This is a genomic window from Cutibacterium avidum ATCC 25577, from assembly GCF_000227295.1.
Classification (GTDB): Bacteria; Actinomycetota; Actinomycetes; order Propionibacteriales; family Propionibacteriaceae; genus Cutibacterium; species Cutibacterium avidum.
Window position 1 is genome coordinate 1,414,691 of record NZ_JH165054.1, and the last position, 13,134, is coordinate 1,427,824.

At 65.8% G+C, this 13,134-nt stretch carries 18 protein-coding genes; 13 read left to right on the plus strand and 5 right to left on the minus strand.

The features are described from left to right. Positions 1-73: 73 nt before the first annotated feature. The gene (locus tag HMPREF9153_RS06145) at positions 74-1,096 is read right to left on the minus strand and encodes a Gfo/Idh/MocA family protein (RefSeq protein ID WP_004810367.1); all 1,023 of its coding nucleotides are present in this window, start codon (positions 1,094-1,096) and stop codon (positions 74-76) included. A gap of 112 nt (positions 1,097-1,208) precedes the next feature. Here HMPREF9153_RS06145 and HMPREF9153_RS06150 point away from each other — a divergent pair, with 112 nt between their 5' ends. Genes HMPREF9153_RS06150 through HMPREF9153_RS06155 form a run of 3 tightly spaced genes read left to right on the plus strand, consistent with a single transcriptional unit; the run spans position 1,209 to position 2,130 of the window. Next, positions 1,209-1,508: a WhiB family transcriptional regulator gene (locus HMPREF9153_RS06150; RefSeq protein ID WP_080564865.1), complete on the plus strand. Its 300-nt coding sequence runs from the start codon at positions 1,209-1,211 to the stop codon at positions 1,506-1,508. After that, a complete protein-coding gene (gene sp36, locus HMPREF9153_RS12215; protein WP_004810369.1) occupies positions 1,505-1,678 on the plus strand; it encodes a Sp36 family protein in 174 nt (57 codons plus the stop codon). The genes HMPREF9153_RS06150 and sp36 overlap by 4 nt, the downstream gene beginning before the upstream one ends. Next, complete coding sequence (locus HMPREF9153_RS06155) at positions 1,675-2,130, plus strand: RidA family protein (RefSeq protein ID WP_004810370.1); 456 nt, start codon at positions 1,675-1,677, stop codon at positions 2,128-2,130. The genes sp36 and HMPREF9153_RS06155 overlap by 4 nt, the downstream gene beginning before the upstream one ends. A gap of 101 nt (positions 2,131-2,231) precedes the next feature. Here the strand turns inward: HMPREF9153_RS06155 and HMPREF9153_RS06160 are convergent, their stop codons facing one another. Beyond that, positions 2,232-2,963, minus strand: a complete 732-nt coding sequence (locus HMPREF9153_RS06160) for a Crp/Fnr family transcriptional regulator (protein WP_004810371.1) — start codon at positions 2,961-2,963, stop codon at positions 2,232-2,234. A gap of 95 nt (positions 2,964-3,058) precedes the next feature. On the opposite strand from HMPREF9153_RS06160, the gene nth reads away from it, so the two are divergent. Genes nth through HMPREF9153_RS06175 form a run of 3 tightly spaced genes read left to right on the plus strand, consistent with a single transcriptional unit; the run spans position 3,059 to position 5,021 of the window. After that, positions 3,059-3,784, plus strand: a complete 726-nt coding sequence (nth, locus tag HMPREF9153_RS06165; RefSeq protein WP_004810372.1) for an endonuclease III — start codon at positions 3,059-3,061, stop codon at positions 3,782-3,784. After that, positions 3,781-4,368: a TlpA family protein disulfide reductase gene (locus HMPREF9153_RS06170; RefSeq protein ID WP_021108239.1), complete on the plus strand. Its 588-nt coding sequence runs from the start codon at positions 3,781-3,783 to the stop codon at positions 4,366-4,368. The genes nth and HMPREF9153_RS06170 overlap by 4 nt, the downstream gene beginning before the upstream one ends. Next, positions 4,365-5,021: an NUDIX hydrolase gene (locus HMPREF9153_RS06175; protein WP_004810374.1), complete on the plus strand. Its 657-nt coding sequence runs from the start codon at positions 4,365-4,367 to the stop codon at positions 5,019-5,021. The genes HMPREF9153_RS06170 and HMPREF9153_RS06175 overlap by 4 nt, the downstream gene beginning before the upstream one ends. Positions 5,022-5,109: 88 nt before the next feature. Here HMPREF9153_RS06175 and HMPREF9153_RS06180 read toward each other — a convergent pair whose 3' ends face one another. The 3 genes from HMPREF9153_RS06180 to HMPREF9153_RS06190 form a co-directional block, all read right to left on the minus strand. Beyond that, positions 5,110-5,646, minus strand: a complete 537-nt coding sequence (locus HMPREF9153_RS06180) for a phage holin family protein (RefSeq protein WP_004810375.1) — start codon at positions 5,644-5,646, stop codon at positions 5,110-5,112. 95 nt (positions 5,647-5,741) lie between these two features. Further along, entirely contained in the window at positions 5,742-7,010 is a 1,269-nt protein-coding gene (gene nhaA / locus HMPREF9153_RS06185; RefSeq protein ID WP_004810376.1) for a Na+/H+ antiporter NhaA, read from the minus strand. Positions 7,011-7,177: 167 nt separating this feature from the next. Continuing rightward, positions 7,178-7,792, minus strand: a complete 615-nt coding sequence (locus tag HMPREF9153_RS06190; protein ID WP_235044070.1) for a class I SAM-dependent methyltransferase — start codon at positions 7,790-7,792, stop codon at positions 7,178-7,180. A gap of 271 nt (positions 7,793-8,063) precedes the next feature. Between HMPREF9153_RS06190 and ssd the strand changes: the two genes are divergently transcribed. The 7 genes from ssd (at position 8,064) to HMPREF9153_RS06225 (ending at position 13,110) form a co-directional block, all read left to right on the plus strand. After that, positions 8,064-9,122: a septum site-determining protein Ssd gene (ssd, locus tag HMPREF9153_RS06195; RefSeq protein WP_004810378.1), complete on the plus strand. Its 1,059-nt coding sequence runs from the start codon at positions 8,064-8,066 to the stop codon at positions 9,120-9,122. Beyond that, positions 9,119-10,285 (plus strand): TadA family conjugal transfer-associated ATPase, encoded by a 1,167-nt coding sequence (locus HMPREF9153_RS06200; RefSeq protein ID WP_021108242.1) that lies wholly within the window; start codon positions 9,119-9,121, stop codon positions 10,283-10,285. The genes ssd and HMPREF9153_RS06200 overlap by 4 nt, the downstream gene beginning before the upstream one ends. After that, on the plus strand, positions 10,282-11,052 hold the full coding sequence (locus HMPREF9153_RS06205) for a type II secretion system F family protein (RefSeq protein ID WP_004810380.1): 771 nt from the start codon (positions 10,282-10,284) through the stop codon (positions 11,050-11,052). Before HMPREF9153_RS06200 ends, HMPREF9153_RS06205 begins: the two co-directional genes overlap by 4 nt. Further along, a complete protein-coding gene (locus HMPREF9153_RS06210; RefSeq protein WP_004810381.1) occupies positions 11,049-11,798 on the plus strand; it encodes a type II secretion system F family protein in 750 nt (249 codons plus the stop codon). The genes HMPREF9153_RS06205 and HMPREF9153_RS06210 overlap by 4 nt, the downstream gene beginning before the upstream one ends. Positions 11,799-12,014: 216 nt before the next feature. After that, positions 12,015-12,302 (plus strand): DUF4244 domain-containing protein, encoded by a 288-nt coding sequence (locus tag HMPREF9153_RS06215; protein WP_004810383.1) that lies wholly within the window; start codon positions 12,015-12,017, stop codon positions 12,300-12,302. A gap of 89 nt (positions 12,303-12,391) precedes the next feature. Then, on the plus strand, positions 12,392-12,709 hold the full coding sequence (locus HMPREF9153_RS06220; protein ID WP_004810384.1) for a TadE family type IV pilus minor pilin: 318 nt from the start codon (positions 12,392-12,394) through the stop codon (positions 12,707-12,709). After that, on the plus strand, positions 12,706-13,110 hold the full coding sequence (locus tag HMPREF9153_RS06225; RefSeq protein ID WP_050796893.1) for an Rv3654c family TadE-like protein: 405 nt from the start codon (positions 12,706-12,708) through the stop codon (positions 13,108-13,110). Before HMPREF9153_RS06220 ends, HMPREF9153_RS06225 begins: the two co-directional genes overlap by 4 nt. Positions 13,111-13,134: the final 24 nt, after the last annotated feature.

The window sequence follows — 13,134 nt, forward strand, 5'->3', positions numbered from 1 at the left end:
CATGACATCGGGCGGCCACCCTTCAAAGGTGGCCGCCCGATGCACGTTGTCAGGGGGAGAATCGGGGTCAGGATCAGGACGGCAACTCGGTGTCGTCGTGATTCTTGACGCCGAGCTGGTCGAGGATGTTGGCCATCGTGCGAGCTACTGCCAGGGTGGCATCCAGCGGCATTGTCTGGCTCTCGGTGCGCCCAGCCCGCAGGCACTCGCAGACCTCGATGAGCTCGTGGGCATAACCACGTCCCAGGGCAGGAGTGTTGTGGACCTCCGGGATGGCCCCGCGACGATGGATGAGGATGCGGCTGGGATGGTGGAACCGGGGCTCCACCTCGATCCATCCGTCAGTGCCCTGGATCGTCATGCGTCCTGGGCCGTCGGAGGTCAGGGAGATCGCCAGTGTGGCGAACTTGTCCTTCGGGAAGGTCAGCAGCATGGAGGCATCGGAGTCGACGCCATTCGGGAAGTGCTTGCCACGAGCGATGACCTCGGTGGGTTCACCGAGGAGCCGGATGGCGAAATCGAGGGCGTAGACACCGAGGTCGAGGGTCACTCCGCCACCTAGCGCAGGCGAGAAGAGACGGTCCTCCGGGTCATAATCGCGCAGGGCGAACAAGTCCCCCTGAACACCTGTCGGCTCCCCGATCGCACCGCTGTTGACGGCGTCGATCATCTCGGTGACGACGGGAAGGAATCGGGTCCACATCCCCTCCATCGCGAAGACCTCGTGAGCCCGAGCAGCCTCGGCCATTTCGGTCGCTGCCTCGGCGGTGGCAGCGAAGGACTTCTCGACCAGAACGGCCTTGCCTGCCTCGATGGCAGCCAGGGCGATCGGGCGGTGCTGAGGGTGTGGAGTTGCCACATAAATGACGTCAACGGCGGGATTGGCGATCATTTCGGCATACGAGTCATGGACGTTGGGACGGGGTGTGCCGAGGCTCTGGGAGACCAGATCGGCGAAGGCATCGGCGCGCGCGATCGACCTCGACGCGACGGCGGAAATGCGTGCTCCAGGGACGTGTGCGAAGTCGTCGAGAACCGTGCGGGCGATGCGTCCAGTGCCCGCGATTCCCCAACCAATGGTGGCCGTGGTGTCCATGACACAACTCTAGACGTCGGTGTGAGCAATACCACGATTTGCCCCGATGCGCAGTCGATTCGGGGGCGCTGTGCCTTGTCAAAAGGCATCCGTACCGCGTACCGTGAGGCTCGTGGGAAGCAACGAAGCTGACGATTGGACACTCCTCGCGAACTGCCGCGGTATGGCAGATGCCCTCTTCCCGGACGGGAAGGAGCAGCGCCGCGCCAGGCGGATCTGCACTGATTGCCGCGTGCGTCCCGAGTGCCTTGCCGAAGCCCTGGACAACCGCCTCGAGTGGGGAGTTTGGGGAGGCATGACCGAGCGCGAGAGGCGACGCCTGTTGCGCGAGCGTCCGGACGTGACGAGCTGGCGCGACGTGTTGCTCGCCGATCAGGGCTCTCAACCGAAAACCGCTAGGGTGAAGTCATGACTCGATGGGAGTACTTCACGGCACCGATTCTGGTGCACGCCTCGCAGCAGATCCTCAACAACTTCGGAGCCGACGGCTGGGAACTCGTCCAGATCGTCGCCGGCCCCAATCCGGAATCACTGGTGGGCTACTTCAAGCGCCCGCTGCCTGACCAGGAGCAGTCCCGATGAGTGCCACGACGAAGTGCGCTGAACTGGGAATCACTCTCCCGTCGGTTGCGGCTCCGGTGGCCGACTACGTGCCGGCCATCCAGACTGGGTCACAGATCCTGACCTCTGGCCAGCTGCCTTTCGTCGACGGCGAGCTCACCGCCGTCGGCAAGGTGGGGGACACCGTCTCCGCGGAGCAGGCCACCGAGGCTGCACGTACTGCGGTCCTCAACGCGATCGCGGCTGCCGCTGACGTTGCCGGTGGACTCGATGCCATCAAGCGCGTCGTCCGGGTTGTCGTCTTCGTCAACTCCGCTCCGGACTTCACCGGCCAGGCCGGTGTCGCCAACGGCGCCTCCCAGCTGCTCGGACAGATCTTCGGTGAGCACGGCCGTCACGCCCGCAGCGCCGTCGGTGTGGCCACCCTGCCGCTCGGATCGGCCGTCGAGGTTGAGCTGACCGTCGAGGTCTGATCACCCAAGGATCACCACAGCGTCCGAGGTCAGGTTTCGTACTTGGCCCCGGACGCTTTTCTCGGTCTCGGATCCTCTTGGGGGAGCGGCCTTCTGAGGGCTCAGTTGGCGCGCGCCGTGAGCTTCTCCGGCTCCATGATCGTGACGACCTTGGGACGTGCGGCGATCCAGCCGTGAGCGGTGAAGTCGGTGAGAGCCTTGTTGACGGTCTCACGGGAGGAACCAACGGCCTGGGCGAGTTCGTGCTGGGTGAGGTCATGACGGACGACGATGTGACCTGTCGACGGGTTCGCGGTGCCGAACCGGCGTGCCAGGTCGAGCAAGGTGTAGGCCAGACGGCTGGGAACGTCACCGGAGACGAAGTGGGCGGTGTTGTCGTCGGCCCGACGCAGTCGCTCCGAGAGTCGACCCAGCATGGCCAGGGCGACATCGTGGCGGGTCTCGACGAGTTCGCGCATCTGCATGCCAGGTGCCTTGAGCAAGCTGCAGCGGGTGAGGGTAGTGGCCGTCGTGGAGCGCATGCCGCCGTCGACCAGTGACAGTTCCCCGAACATGTCGCCGGGGCCCATGAGCCACAGCAGCGAGTCTCGAGGGGTGAGGTCTTCGGCAGTGGTGGAACGGGTGAGTTTCACCTTGCCCTCGACGACGAGGTAGAGGTTGTCGGCTGGGTCGCCGGCCTCGAAGATCACCGTGTTTCGCGGACAGACCAAGGCCTCACACATCGCCATGATCCGGGCGGCCGAGGCGGGGCCGAGAGCTGCGAAGAACGGTTGGGTCGCCGCTGTTGCCACCACATTTGCCATCCGAACATCTCCCCTCATGAGCACCTGCATCGTCCGGCCATCGGCGGTCGGGTCACCGTATGCATGTCCCTATATTGTGGCAGGTGTCACATTTTGTGATGGCACGGGGGTCATTTTCTCCTTCTATGCTTGGAATCATGGCAGCCACATCCACCACCTTAGTGCGTCGGGATCAGTGTAGGGAGCACGCTGACGAGGTGGCCAGGTTGTTGGCCGAGGCCTACCCGGATGCGCGATGCGAATTGGACCACGACGGCCCCTACCAGCTCCTCGTCGCCACTGTGCTGTCAGCCCAGACGACCGACCGACGGGTGAACACCGTCACTCCCACCCTGTTCTCCCGCTGGCCCGACCCACAGGCCCTCGCGAGCGCTGACGTCGGCGAGGTCGAGACGGTCGTGGCACCCCTGGGATTCGGGCCGACCCGAGCGGTGCGGCTGGTCTCGATGGCCGCAAAACTCGTTGACGAGTTCGACGGCGACGTCCCGGAAGGCCTCGACTCCCTGGTGACCCTGCCAGGCGTGGGCCGCAAGACCGCCAATGTCGTCCTCGGCAATGCCTTCGGAGTCCCCGGGATCACCCCGGACACCCACGTCATGAGGGTGTCGCGACGACTCGGCTGGACCGACGCGACCACCCCGGCGAAGGTGGAAACCGATCTCGCCGGCCTCTTCGACCCGAATGACTGGGTGATGCTGTGCCACCGCCTCATCTGGCACGGTCGTCGTCGCTGCCATTCCCGACGCCCAGCATGTGGGGTCTGCCCAGTGGCCGAATGGTGTCCCTCCTACGGCGAGGGACCGACCGACCCCGGGGAGGCTGCCGCCCTCGTCAGGGAGCCGCGACGATGAAGAAGACGATCATTCTCGGCGCGGTGATGGCCGTCGCCATGCTGGCTGGTTGCGGTGGAGACGCCGACGTGGCCCATCGACGCAACAAGGCCGGCGTCCCGGACTGCTCCCATCTGTCCTCAGGGCCCATCTCCAAGACCTCGGGGACGGCCGCGGAAGGTCGGCCGATGCCTGACGTCGGCCTGCAATGCCTCGGCGAGGGACCGACGGTCTCGATGGCCAGGGTAACCTCCAAGGGAGTCACCCTGGTGACCGTGTGGGCGTCGTGGTGCCGGCCCTGCCGCAGCGAGGCCCCTCTCATCGCAGACGCCTACCGTCGTTATCACGACCAGGTCGCTTTCCTCGGGGTCGACTACGCCGAGTCCGACGCATCCGAGGTCATCTCCTTCGCCGGCGAGGTCGGCCTGGCCTTCCCGCAGCTTCAAGATCCTGACAGCACCATCCGAGGCGCATGGCAGGTCAGCGGGGTCCCCGTCACCTTCATCGTCAGGGACGGCATCATCGTCACCCGTCACAGCGGTCAGTGGCGCTCCCAGCAGGAACTCGACTCCGCCATCGACAAGGCTCTCGAAAGGCCGTCATGAGTCATCTGAGTACCCTCATCGCCAGCCTGGGCCGCGACGACCCCGATTTCTCGGTGGGACGTCGTCCCGGTGGTGGACGGTCCTCAGCAGTACTCGCCCTCGTCAGCGAGACCGACAATGACATCATCCTGACGCGACGCCCGCTGTCCTTGCGTCACCACGCCGGCCAGGTCGCCCTGCCGGGGGGACGCGCGGAGGAGGCTGATGACACCATCGTCGACACAGCCCTGCGGGAGGCTCGTGAGGAGGTCGGGTTGGATCGAGGTCTCGTCACCGTCAGGGGAGTGCTCCCGACGGCCCACGTAGCAGCCAGCCAGTCCGACGTCACCACCGTTGTGGCCACCTGGGGAGGGGAAGGGGCCGTCGGGGTCGTGGATCCCGCCGAGGTCGCCCTGGTGCAGCGCGTCAGGCTGGCGGACCTGGCCAATCCGGCTGCTCGGGCCACGACCCGTCACCCGTCGGGGTATCGCGGGCCGGCTTTCGTGCTGCCGGACCTCTTCGTCTGGGGATTCACCGCTCACGTCCTCGAGTCCTTGCTCGACCGCGGTGGCTGGTCGCGTCCGTGGGACCGAGAGCGCGTGGTGGAGATTCCGGAGGGCTATCTGGGGGCTCGTCGTCTGCCGGAGGGCACCACTCCCGACGACATCCCCTGATCCTCGAGGTCAGAGCACGAGATCAAGGTGCACAAAACGACGCTGACCCTCCCACAGTGCCGTGGGAGGGTCAGCGTCAAACCTGAGTTCAGTGGCGGGTAGCCGTGGCGCCGCTGGCGCGGCGAGGGGCGGCAACGCCAGTGGCTGCTGACGCGGCATGCGAGGACACCTCGTTGGCGTCGATGCTGCTGCGGGCAGTGGCGTTGTACTTGCCACGGGCAACGGCCGACTTGACGGCCTCGAGGGTCGACTTGGCCTCGTCGACGACGCCGGTAGGGGCCTTGACCTGGGAGATCTGGCCCTTGCCGACCAGGGCAAGGATGCCGGCCAGGATGAACATGACGACGGCCATTGTCGCGAAACCAACGACCAAGGACAGCAGGATGCTCCAGTCACCGATGTGCTGCCACATGAGGGAGAAGGCGAAGGCACCGCACAGCCAGAGCAGCAGTGCGCCGACGATGCCGAAGTAGCCAGCGCCGCCGAACATGCCGGCACCAATCCCGGCGTGCTTGGCTGCAGGCTTGATCTCCGCCGTCACCAAGGCCTTGGAGTCCTGGACGAACTTCTGGCCGTCCGTCTTGAGGTTGTCGATCGTGTCGCCAACCGGGAGCTTGTCTGCCATGGGATGCCTCCGCGTCATGAATATGGTGATCTCAGCCTAACGGGAATCGGTCCGATCTGCTGTATTCGGGTCGAGTTGTCGTCGAGGGAACAGGGTCAGTCGGTGTTGTTCGAGGTACCGGCAGCCACCGGAACCTCGTGAGGATGCTTCTCCTCCCACAAGCTGTGCCTCTTGCCGCGATGATGGAGCAGGGCACCTCCGAGGATGGCTGCCAGGAAGGAGGCCACGAGCACGGAGGCCTTGGCTTCGTCGGCGAAGTCGTGGTTCTTCGGGAAGGACAGGTCGGTCATGAGCATCGAGACGGTGAATCCGATGCCGGCCAGCATGGCGACCGCGATGATGTCGCGCCACACGACGCCTCGCCCCAGCTCGGCAGAGGTGAACCGGGCAGTCAGCCAGGAGCCTAACGTGATGCCGATGACCTTGCCGCCGATGAGGCCGCAGATGATGCCCAGGGAGATGGGGTGGGTCCACAGACCGAGGAAGGTCTCCTTGCTGACCTGCACTCCGGCGCTCATGAGGGCGAAGAAGGGGACGACGGCACCAGCGGACCACGGTTCAACCTTGTGCTGCCAACGGTCGACGGGGTCGTCGAGGACGTCCTCCTCGGTGCGGGTGAGCAGACCGAAGGCGACACCGGCGATGGTGGCGTGGACACCGGAGTGCAGCATGCACCACCACCCGACGATGAAGATCGGGACGTACCACCAACCGTTGTCGACGTGGAAGTGCTGCATGACCCCCCACAGGGCGATACAGGCAATCGCGCCCAGGAGCCACCAGATGTCGATTCCGTTGGAGAAGAAGATCGCGATGACGATGATGGACCCGAGATCGTCGGCGATGGCCAGTGTGAGTAGGAATGCTCGCACGGCCTGTGGCAGCCCAGATCCCACGATGGCCAGTACTGCCAGGGCAAAGGCGATGTCAGTGGCCATCGGGATGGCCCAACCTGCTGGATGTCCCTCGGTGGACAGTACGTTGAACAACGTGTAGATGCCGGCCGGGAACACCATTCCGCAGACGGCGGCGACGATGGGAACCAGGGCGTCGGCGGGTCGTGACAGTGAACCCTCGACGAACTCTCGCTTGAGTTCGAGGCCTGCGATGAAGAAGAAGATCGTCAGCAGACCGTCAGCTGCCCACCCCTCGATCGTGAGAGGACCAACGGTCAATTCGCGGAAGAAGTGGTACGAGTGCTGACCGAAATTGGCCCACAAGAGGGCTGCGACCGTGGCTGCCAGCATGAGCATGCCGCCGGTGGTCTCGTTTCGGAAGATGTCGGACAGGTGAAGGGCGTTGGGGCCCGTCACTGGCCGCAGGATGCTCATGCGAGGTCGCTTGGTCTTGTGGGAATCTGTCATAAATGCCTTTCGCATACCCGCGCCACAGGCTCAGCGGGGATAGGGGACAGGGTCACGCCGACCAGACTTCCCGGCACACCTCATTGAAAAGGGTACCAAGTGGGTGTGACGTCACCCATCGATGTTCATTTCGTGGACTGACGGTGTCGTTACGTCCTAGGTGGATGTCAGAGGGTGATGGTGAGCCCGTTGTCGTCAGGACGGATGGGGGTGGTGAGCTCGTCGTGATCGACCCAGGCCCGCCAGCATTCCAGCTGGTAGGGCAGCCTCAGACCACTTATGCCGGCGGAATCGTCAGCAAGGGCAGCGACCTTGGTCAGCAGCTCGGAGCGAGAGTCGGTGTCGAGGTCCTGGACGGCAGGAAGGTTGGACGCCATGGCGATGAGGGAATCCCGATCGACCGGAACCCAGAGGCGCTTCGTGGTGTGTTCGTCGTCGGGGAAGTACTTGCTGGAGACGAGTTCCTGCACCGATTCAGTGCCGTAATCGCCACTCATGGCTCTTTCGTCAACAGTGCGCAACAGGGCTGCCAACCTCTTGACCCATGGGACGGTGTCGTCGCGCACCAGCCAGGAGACACCGAGGACGCTATCGGGTCGCAGGACGCGGGCGACCTCGGGCAGCACGAGTCCGGGAGCGAGCTCGTGGAATCGCTGATGTACTAGGACGGCATCGAAGCTACAGGGGTTGAGCGGTAAGGACTCGGGCGATCCGCAGACGGCCATGACGCCGGGAGTCCGGTTGAGCTTTGCTGCCGTCTCAGGGTCGCGATGGACGGCCAGCACGTCGACCCCGTGAGAGGCCACGGCCCGGCAATAGGTGACAGTCGGGCACAACACGATGACCCGACTACCCGGCTCCAGGCGCCCGGCAGTCAGCCATTCGAGCGTGCCGCTGGGGAAACGCGGAGTGGAGGTGACTGCCATGGGCCCGATTGTAGGGGGAACTGCTGAGACCGGGTTGTCCACAGGGGTTCCTCGGCGGTTCGCCACGGTTTTCCACAGATCCAGGATTCGGTGACAGATTTCGCGTCCTGTGACGACAACTGAAGGTATGAGGATTCTTGGAGAAAGACAGGACACGGCGCCGCGCCCGCCCGTCGAGGACGCTGCCCCGGACGCCAACTCCGTGGCCTTGGTGAGTCGAGACAGCCGGTTGTCCGAAGTCGTCGGCTCGGTGGCGGCTAGTGGTGGGGTGGTCGTCGAGGTCGTGGCAGATCGGGACGCCGTGGCGAGGGTATGGTCGCGCCACGGTCCCCTGCTCGTGGGTGCCGACATGGCTGGGACAGTGATGGCCTGGGGTCTGTCGTCTCGGCTGGGAATCCATGTCGTCGGTTTCGACGCCGAGGAGGCTGCACGGTGGTCGGCGGGGCTGTCGGCCAGCGTCATCGTCGTGCCGCAGGCCAACCAGGTGCTCACCGAGATCCTCCATGACGAAATGGCTGCGACCTCGAAGGCCACCGTGGTGCAGGTGGACTCGAGTGGTGGCGGCACCGGGGTGAGCACCCTGGCGGCTGGACTGGCATGGGCTCTCGCGAGATCAGGGATGAAGGTCGGGCTGGTCGAACTCGATCCTCATGCCGGCGGGGTCGATCTGTTGTTGGGTATCGAGAGGACGGACGGGTGGCGGTGGCCTGAGTTGGCCTCGGCACGCGGGGTGACGACCGATCTGGGGTCCCACCTGCCATCGATTGACGGCGTCGAGGTGGTCAGCGCGGGAAGGGTGGGCGTCCAGGTGCCTCCAGCAGCGCGCCGGGCCGTGGTGGATTCCCTGGCGGGGGATCACGATCTCGTCGTGGTGGATCCAGGACACATGTCGGCCCCGGAGGTGTCGGTTGACGTCAGGGTCGGTGTGGTCGCCGCCGATCTCAGGTCTGTCATGACCGCGCGAGGCCAGGACCTGCCCAACCTGCTGGTGGCCAGGCGTGGCCCTGGGCGATCGATGCGTGACGAGGACATCGAGTCGGTACTGGGGGTCCGACCAGATGTCGTGGTGAGGGATGACCGCCGTCTGATTCGTGGGCAGGGTGACGCCGAGGCGCCGTGGGTGGTGGCATCTCGACGCTGGCGTCGCCGGTGCCAGGAGCTGGCTGAGGTGGTGATGTGCGCATGAGCGGCAACGAGCCAGACCGTCAGCTGGTCGAGCAGGTGCGTCGCCGGCTGGCAGGCCTTGGCCGCGACTGGACGCCGATGGACGTCGCCCACGCCATCCTCGACTGCGGTCAGGTGGCCTCCGACAAGACGGTGTTGGCAGTCGTCGAGGAGCTGCGTCGGACCAGTACCGGGGCGGGCCGTCTGGAGCCTCTCCTGGTGACCGATGGGGTCACGGATGTCCTGGTCAACGGCCCGGATCAGGTGTTCATCGACCGCGGCAAGGGGCTGGAACTGACCGACGTCACCTTCAGTGGACCGGAGGAAGTGCGGGCGTTGGCGGTGCGCTTGGCAGCTGCGGTGGGACGTCGTCTTGATGACGGCAACCCGTGGGTGGATGCCCGATTGCCTGACGGCACCCGAGTTCATGCCGTCCTCGACGTCCTGGCCCGACCAGGAACCTGTCTCAGCCTGCGCGTGCCGTCGCGACGCAACCTGTCCCTCGACGACTGGGTGGCCTGGGGATCGATGACCCCGGGGTGCCGACAGATCGTCGACGAGATCCTCATCCGCAAGCTGGCCTTCCTGGTGACTGGAGGCACCGGAACCGGCAAGACGACCCTGCTGTCGGCAATGCTGACGAGCCTGCCAGCGGATCAGCGGCTGGTCATCGTCGAGGATTCCCGGGAGATCTGGATAGACCACCCGCACTGGGTGTCGATGGAGGCTCGGGCCGCCAATTCCGAGGGCAAGGGTTCCGTCACCCTCACGGACCTGGTGCGTCAGTGCCTGCGCATGAGGCCCGATCGGATCGTCCTGGGAGAGGTGCGAGGTGCCGAACTGCGGGACCTTCTCATGGCTCTCAACACGGGTCATGAGGGCGGATGCGGGACGGTGCACGCCAACGGTGTGGCCGAGGTGCCAGCTCGTCTGGAGGCCCTTGCCGCCCTAGGCGGCCTGTCGCGAGACGCGGCTTCGGCCCAGATCACCGCGGCCCTGCATGCCGTCATCCACCTGGAGCGGGGATCGTCAGGGCGACGGGTGGCTGAGATCGGCGTCTTCACTGACGTCGACGGTCGAGCAGTTGTGCTGCCAGCCGTGCGATGGGACGCGGATGGTGCGACGAGCCTCGGTGCGGGTGCCGGAAGATTGTCCGAGCTGTTGGGGACGGAGGTGGCCCCATGATGATCGTGATGGCCGCAGCCCTCATGGGTGTGGCGGTGTGGGTGGTGGTCCCGCCGCCCATGAGACGGCAAGAGGGACGACGCCCGCCAGCCTGGTCAGTGGTGCCGGCCGGGATTGTGGCCGTCGGGTTGGTGTGTGGCATCAGCGGTGTGGTGTGGGCCGTCATGGCTACTGCAGTCGGAGGGACGGTGTTCGTCGTCGTGCGGAGGCAGCGACGACGAACCCAGTCCCTCAGAGGCGGACAGGAAGTGGCCCGCGCGACGAGGGCCCTGGCAGGACGAGTGTCGGTCGGGGAGATCCCGTCCATGGCCTTGGACCACGTTGCTGACGATGTCGAGGTGCTGGCCCGGGCCAAGAGGGCTCAAGCGGTGGGAGGAAGCGTTCCCGACGCCCTCATCGCGACCGCCCGTCAACCGGGAATGGCGGGTTTGGTGCCCCTGGCCCATGCCTGGCAGTTGGCCGCGACGACGGGTGCCCCACTCGCTCCAGCTGCCAAGTCAGTGGCGGAAGGAACCGCTCGGCGGGCTCGCCTGGAAGCCACCTTGGACTCCGAACTCGCCGCGGCCAGGGCGTCTGGACGGATCATGGGCCTGCTGCCCTTCGTCGGGTTGCTCATGGGGCATCTCGTCGGGGCACGCCCGACGGTCTTCCTGACGACCACCTGGTTGGGGAGGGCCTGCCTGGTGGGTGCGACCCTGCTGGCCTGTGTCGGGGTGCTGTGGAGTGAGGCCCTGGCGGATCGTGTGGCGAGGGAGGCCCTGCCGTGACGGACATCGATGTGGGCGGAACGCTGATTCCAGCGATGGTGATGGCTGCAGTGGCGGCCTGGCTGATCGTCCTACCAGCGGGGGAATCTCGAACGAAACCTCGCAACCGTTCCCCTGCCTGGCTTGCCCCTCGCAGCGGTGCCCCCGCTCCCGAGGTTCGGGTCGTGGCGGGCCTGGCGGCCGGGTGCGGGGTCATGGCCGCAGTTTCCTGGCCCTTCCCGGTGGCAGTAGTGGTCGCCGGGGCTGCCGGAGCCATGGTGTGGTGGGGATCTGGGCGTCTGGAGTCTTCTGCGCATCGGCGGGAGGAGCAGCGGCGGGCGGCCCAACTACCAGAAACCCTCATGATGCTCTCCAGCGCGATGGAGGCCGGCCTGCCTTTGCGATCGGCGGTGACGACGGTGGCGGAATCCTTGGACGGGCCCTGTGCTGAGGACTTGCGCCGGTTGGCGTCATCCCTGGCTGCTGGGGTTCCGGATTCCAAGGCCTGGAGCGTCCTCGCCTCGGCGCCGGTGTGGAGAGATCCGGCTCAGGACGTCTCACGAGCCGTTGATTCGGGCGAGGGCGTCAGTGAGCTGTTGTCGGCCCACGCCGCGCAATTGCAGATCGCCGCGGCCGAGCAGGCGGGAAAGAAGGCACGCAAGGCCGGCGTCGACGCCATCGGCCCGCTGGTCTGCTGTCACCTTCCGGCCTTCCTGCTGGTTGGGGTGGTGCCGATCATCGCCGGGATGGTGCTCGGGGTGTTGTGACGGGGGTGACGGCCGTGCCTGAGGGCGCGGCCGGCATCGTCACGTCCATGGCAAAAGTGGTTATCCACAAGGGGGTTGAGACGGCCGTGCGGAGGTTGTCCACAGAAATGAAAAAGGTGACGGATCTCGGGGGTTCAGACGACAACTGAAGTTGTGAGGCGTGGGCCTCACCTCGGTCGGGAGTGGTCCGGCCGCAAGAACAGACAGGAGACGACAGTGTCTGAGAAGAACCCAACGACTGAACCCGTCATCTCTGCGAGGTCCCTCGACCTGGTTGGTTCCACCGAAGCTGCGGTGGAACCATCAGCTCGGGGACGATACCGAGCAGCCCGCAACAAACTCATCGACCGCGGCATGGCCACCGCAGAGTATGCCGTCGGCATTCTTGCTGCCGTCGCCCTCGCCCTGGTGATGTTGAAGATCGTCACTCACCAGGAGGTCTTCACTAAGTTGCTCAAGCTGGTCGTCGGCATCATCGGCAAGGCCGGAGGCATGCTGCCGTGATCAGGCTGACTCGTCGTGGTGGGCGTCAACGGGCGTCCGCCACGCCGGGTCGCTCCTCGCGGCGATCCGGACAGAACGCGTCGCGGGGAATGGTGACGGTCGAGATGGCCGTCAGTCTCATCACGGCAGCCCTGGTCGTGGTGGCCAGCTGCTGGGTGGTGGGGCTGGTGGTCGTCGAGGATGCCTGTCGCACGACGGCTGCCCAGGTGGCCCGCCAGGTGGCTCGTGGCGACACAGCCTCGGCACGTCAGGCCGAGAGACACGCCCCGACCGGGGCGCAGGTGTCAACCAGGTCCTCGGGTGGCTGGGTTGAGGTGACGGTCCAGGTTAATCGGTCCCTGGGACGGCTCGGACCGGTTCATCTGCGCGGTCAGGCGCGCTCGCCGATGGAACCGGGGGAGTCATGAGGAGGTGGTGTCATCGCCGCTCGTCCGGTGGTCGCGATGCGCGCCGGGAACGAGGCTCGGGAACCGTGATACTGGCGGCTGCCGGGGTGGGATTCATCGCGGCGGTCTGGCTGTCCATCCTGGTGACGGGATGGTGGTCGGCCGGTCATCGCGCTGAGGAGGTGGCCGACATGGCTTCCTTGGCGGCCGGACGAGCTGAAGCCCTCGGCGAGTCGGGATGTCCGGTCGCGTATCAGACGGTGCGGGCGAACGGAGCTCAGCTGATGGCTTGTGAGGTGCGTGGTGGACCGACGGGGTTCACCGTCATCGTCGATGTGGGGATGAGGCCCCACCGCGGATGGGAGTTGCCTGGCATGCCCACGACGGTGGTGAAAACCTCTCGAGCCGGCCCGATCGAGTGAGCCGGAAACAGGAGGTTGGCAAGG

Coding starts and splice junctions, on each gene's coding strand:
- HMPREF9153_RS06145 (WP_004810367.1), bottom strand. CDS start 1,096: ATGGACACCACGGCCACCATTGGTTGGGGAATCGCGGGCACTGGACGC.
- sp36 (WP_004810369.1), top strand. CDS start 1,505: ATGACTCGATGGGAGTACTTCACGGCACCGATTCTGGTGCACGCCTCG.
- HMPREF9153_RS06155 (WP_004810370.1), top strand. CDS start 1,675: ATGAGTGCCACGACGAAGTGCGCTGAACTGGGAATCACTCTCCCGTCG.
- HMPREF9153_RS06160 (WP_004810371.1), bottom strand. CDS start 2,963: ATGCAGGTGCTCATGAGGGGAGATGTTCGGATGGCAAATGTGGTGGCA.
- nth (WP_004810372.1), top strand. CDS start 3,059: ATGCTTGGAATCATGGCAGCCACATCCACCACCTTAGTGCGTCGGGAT.
- HMPREF9153_RS06170 (WP_021108239.1), top strand. CDS start 3,781: ATGAAGAAGACGATCATTCTCGGCGCGGTGATGGCCGTCGCCATGCTG.
- HMPREF9153_RS06175 (WP_004810374.1), top strand. CDS start 4,365: ATGAGTCATCTGAGTACCCTCATCGCCAGCCTGGGCCGCGACGACCCC.
- HMPREF9153_RS06180 (WP_004810375.1), bottom strand. CDS start 5,646: ATGGCAGACAAGCTCCCGGTTGGCGACACGATCGACAACCTCAAGACG.
- nhaA (WP_004810376.1), bottom strand. CDS start 7,010: ATGACAGATTCCCACAAGACCAAGCGACCTCGCATGAGCATCCTGCGG.
- ssd (WP_004810378.1), top strand. CDS start 8,064: ATGAGGATTCTTGGAGAAAGACAGGACACGGCGCCGCGCCCGCCCGTC.
- HMPREF9153_RS06200 (WP_021108242.1), top strand. CDS start 9,119: ATGAGCGGCAACGAGCCAGACCGTCAGCTGGTCGAGCAGGTGCGTCGC.
- HMPREF9153_RS06205 (WP_004810380.1), top strand. CDS start 10,282: ATGATGATCGTGATGGCCGCAGCCCTCATGGGTGTGGCGGTGTGGGTG.
- HMPREF9153_RS06220 (WP_004810384.1), top strand. CDS start 12,392: ATGGTGACGGTCGAGATGGCCGTCAGTCTCATCACGGCAGCCCTGGTC.
- HMPREF9153_RS06225 (WP_050796893.1), top strand. CDS start 12,706: ATGAGGAGGTGGTGTCATCGCCGCTCGTCCGGTGGTCGCGATGCGCGC.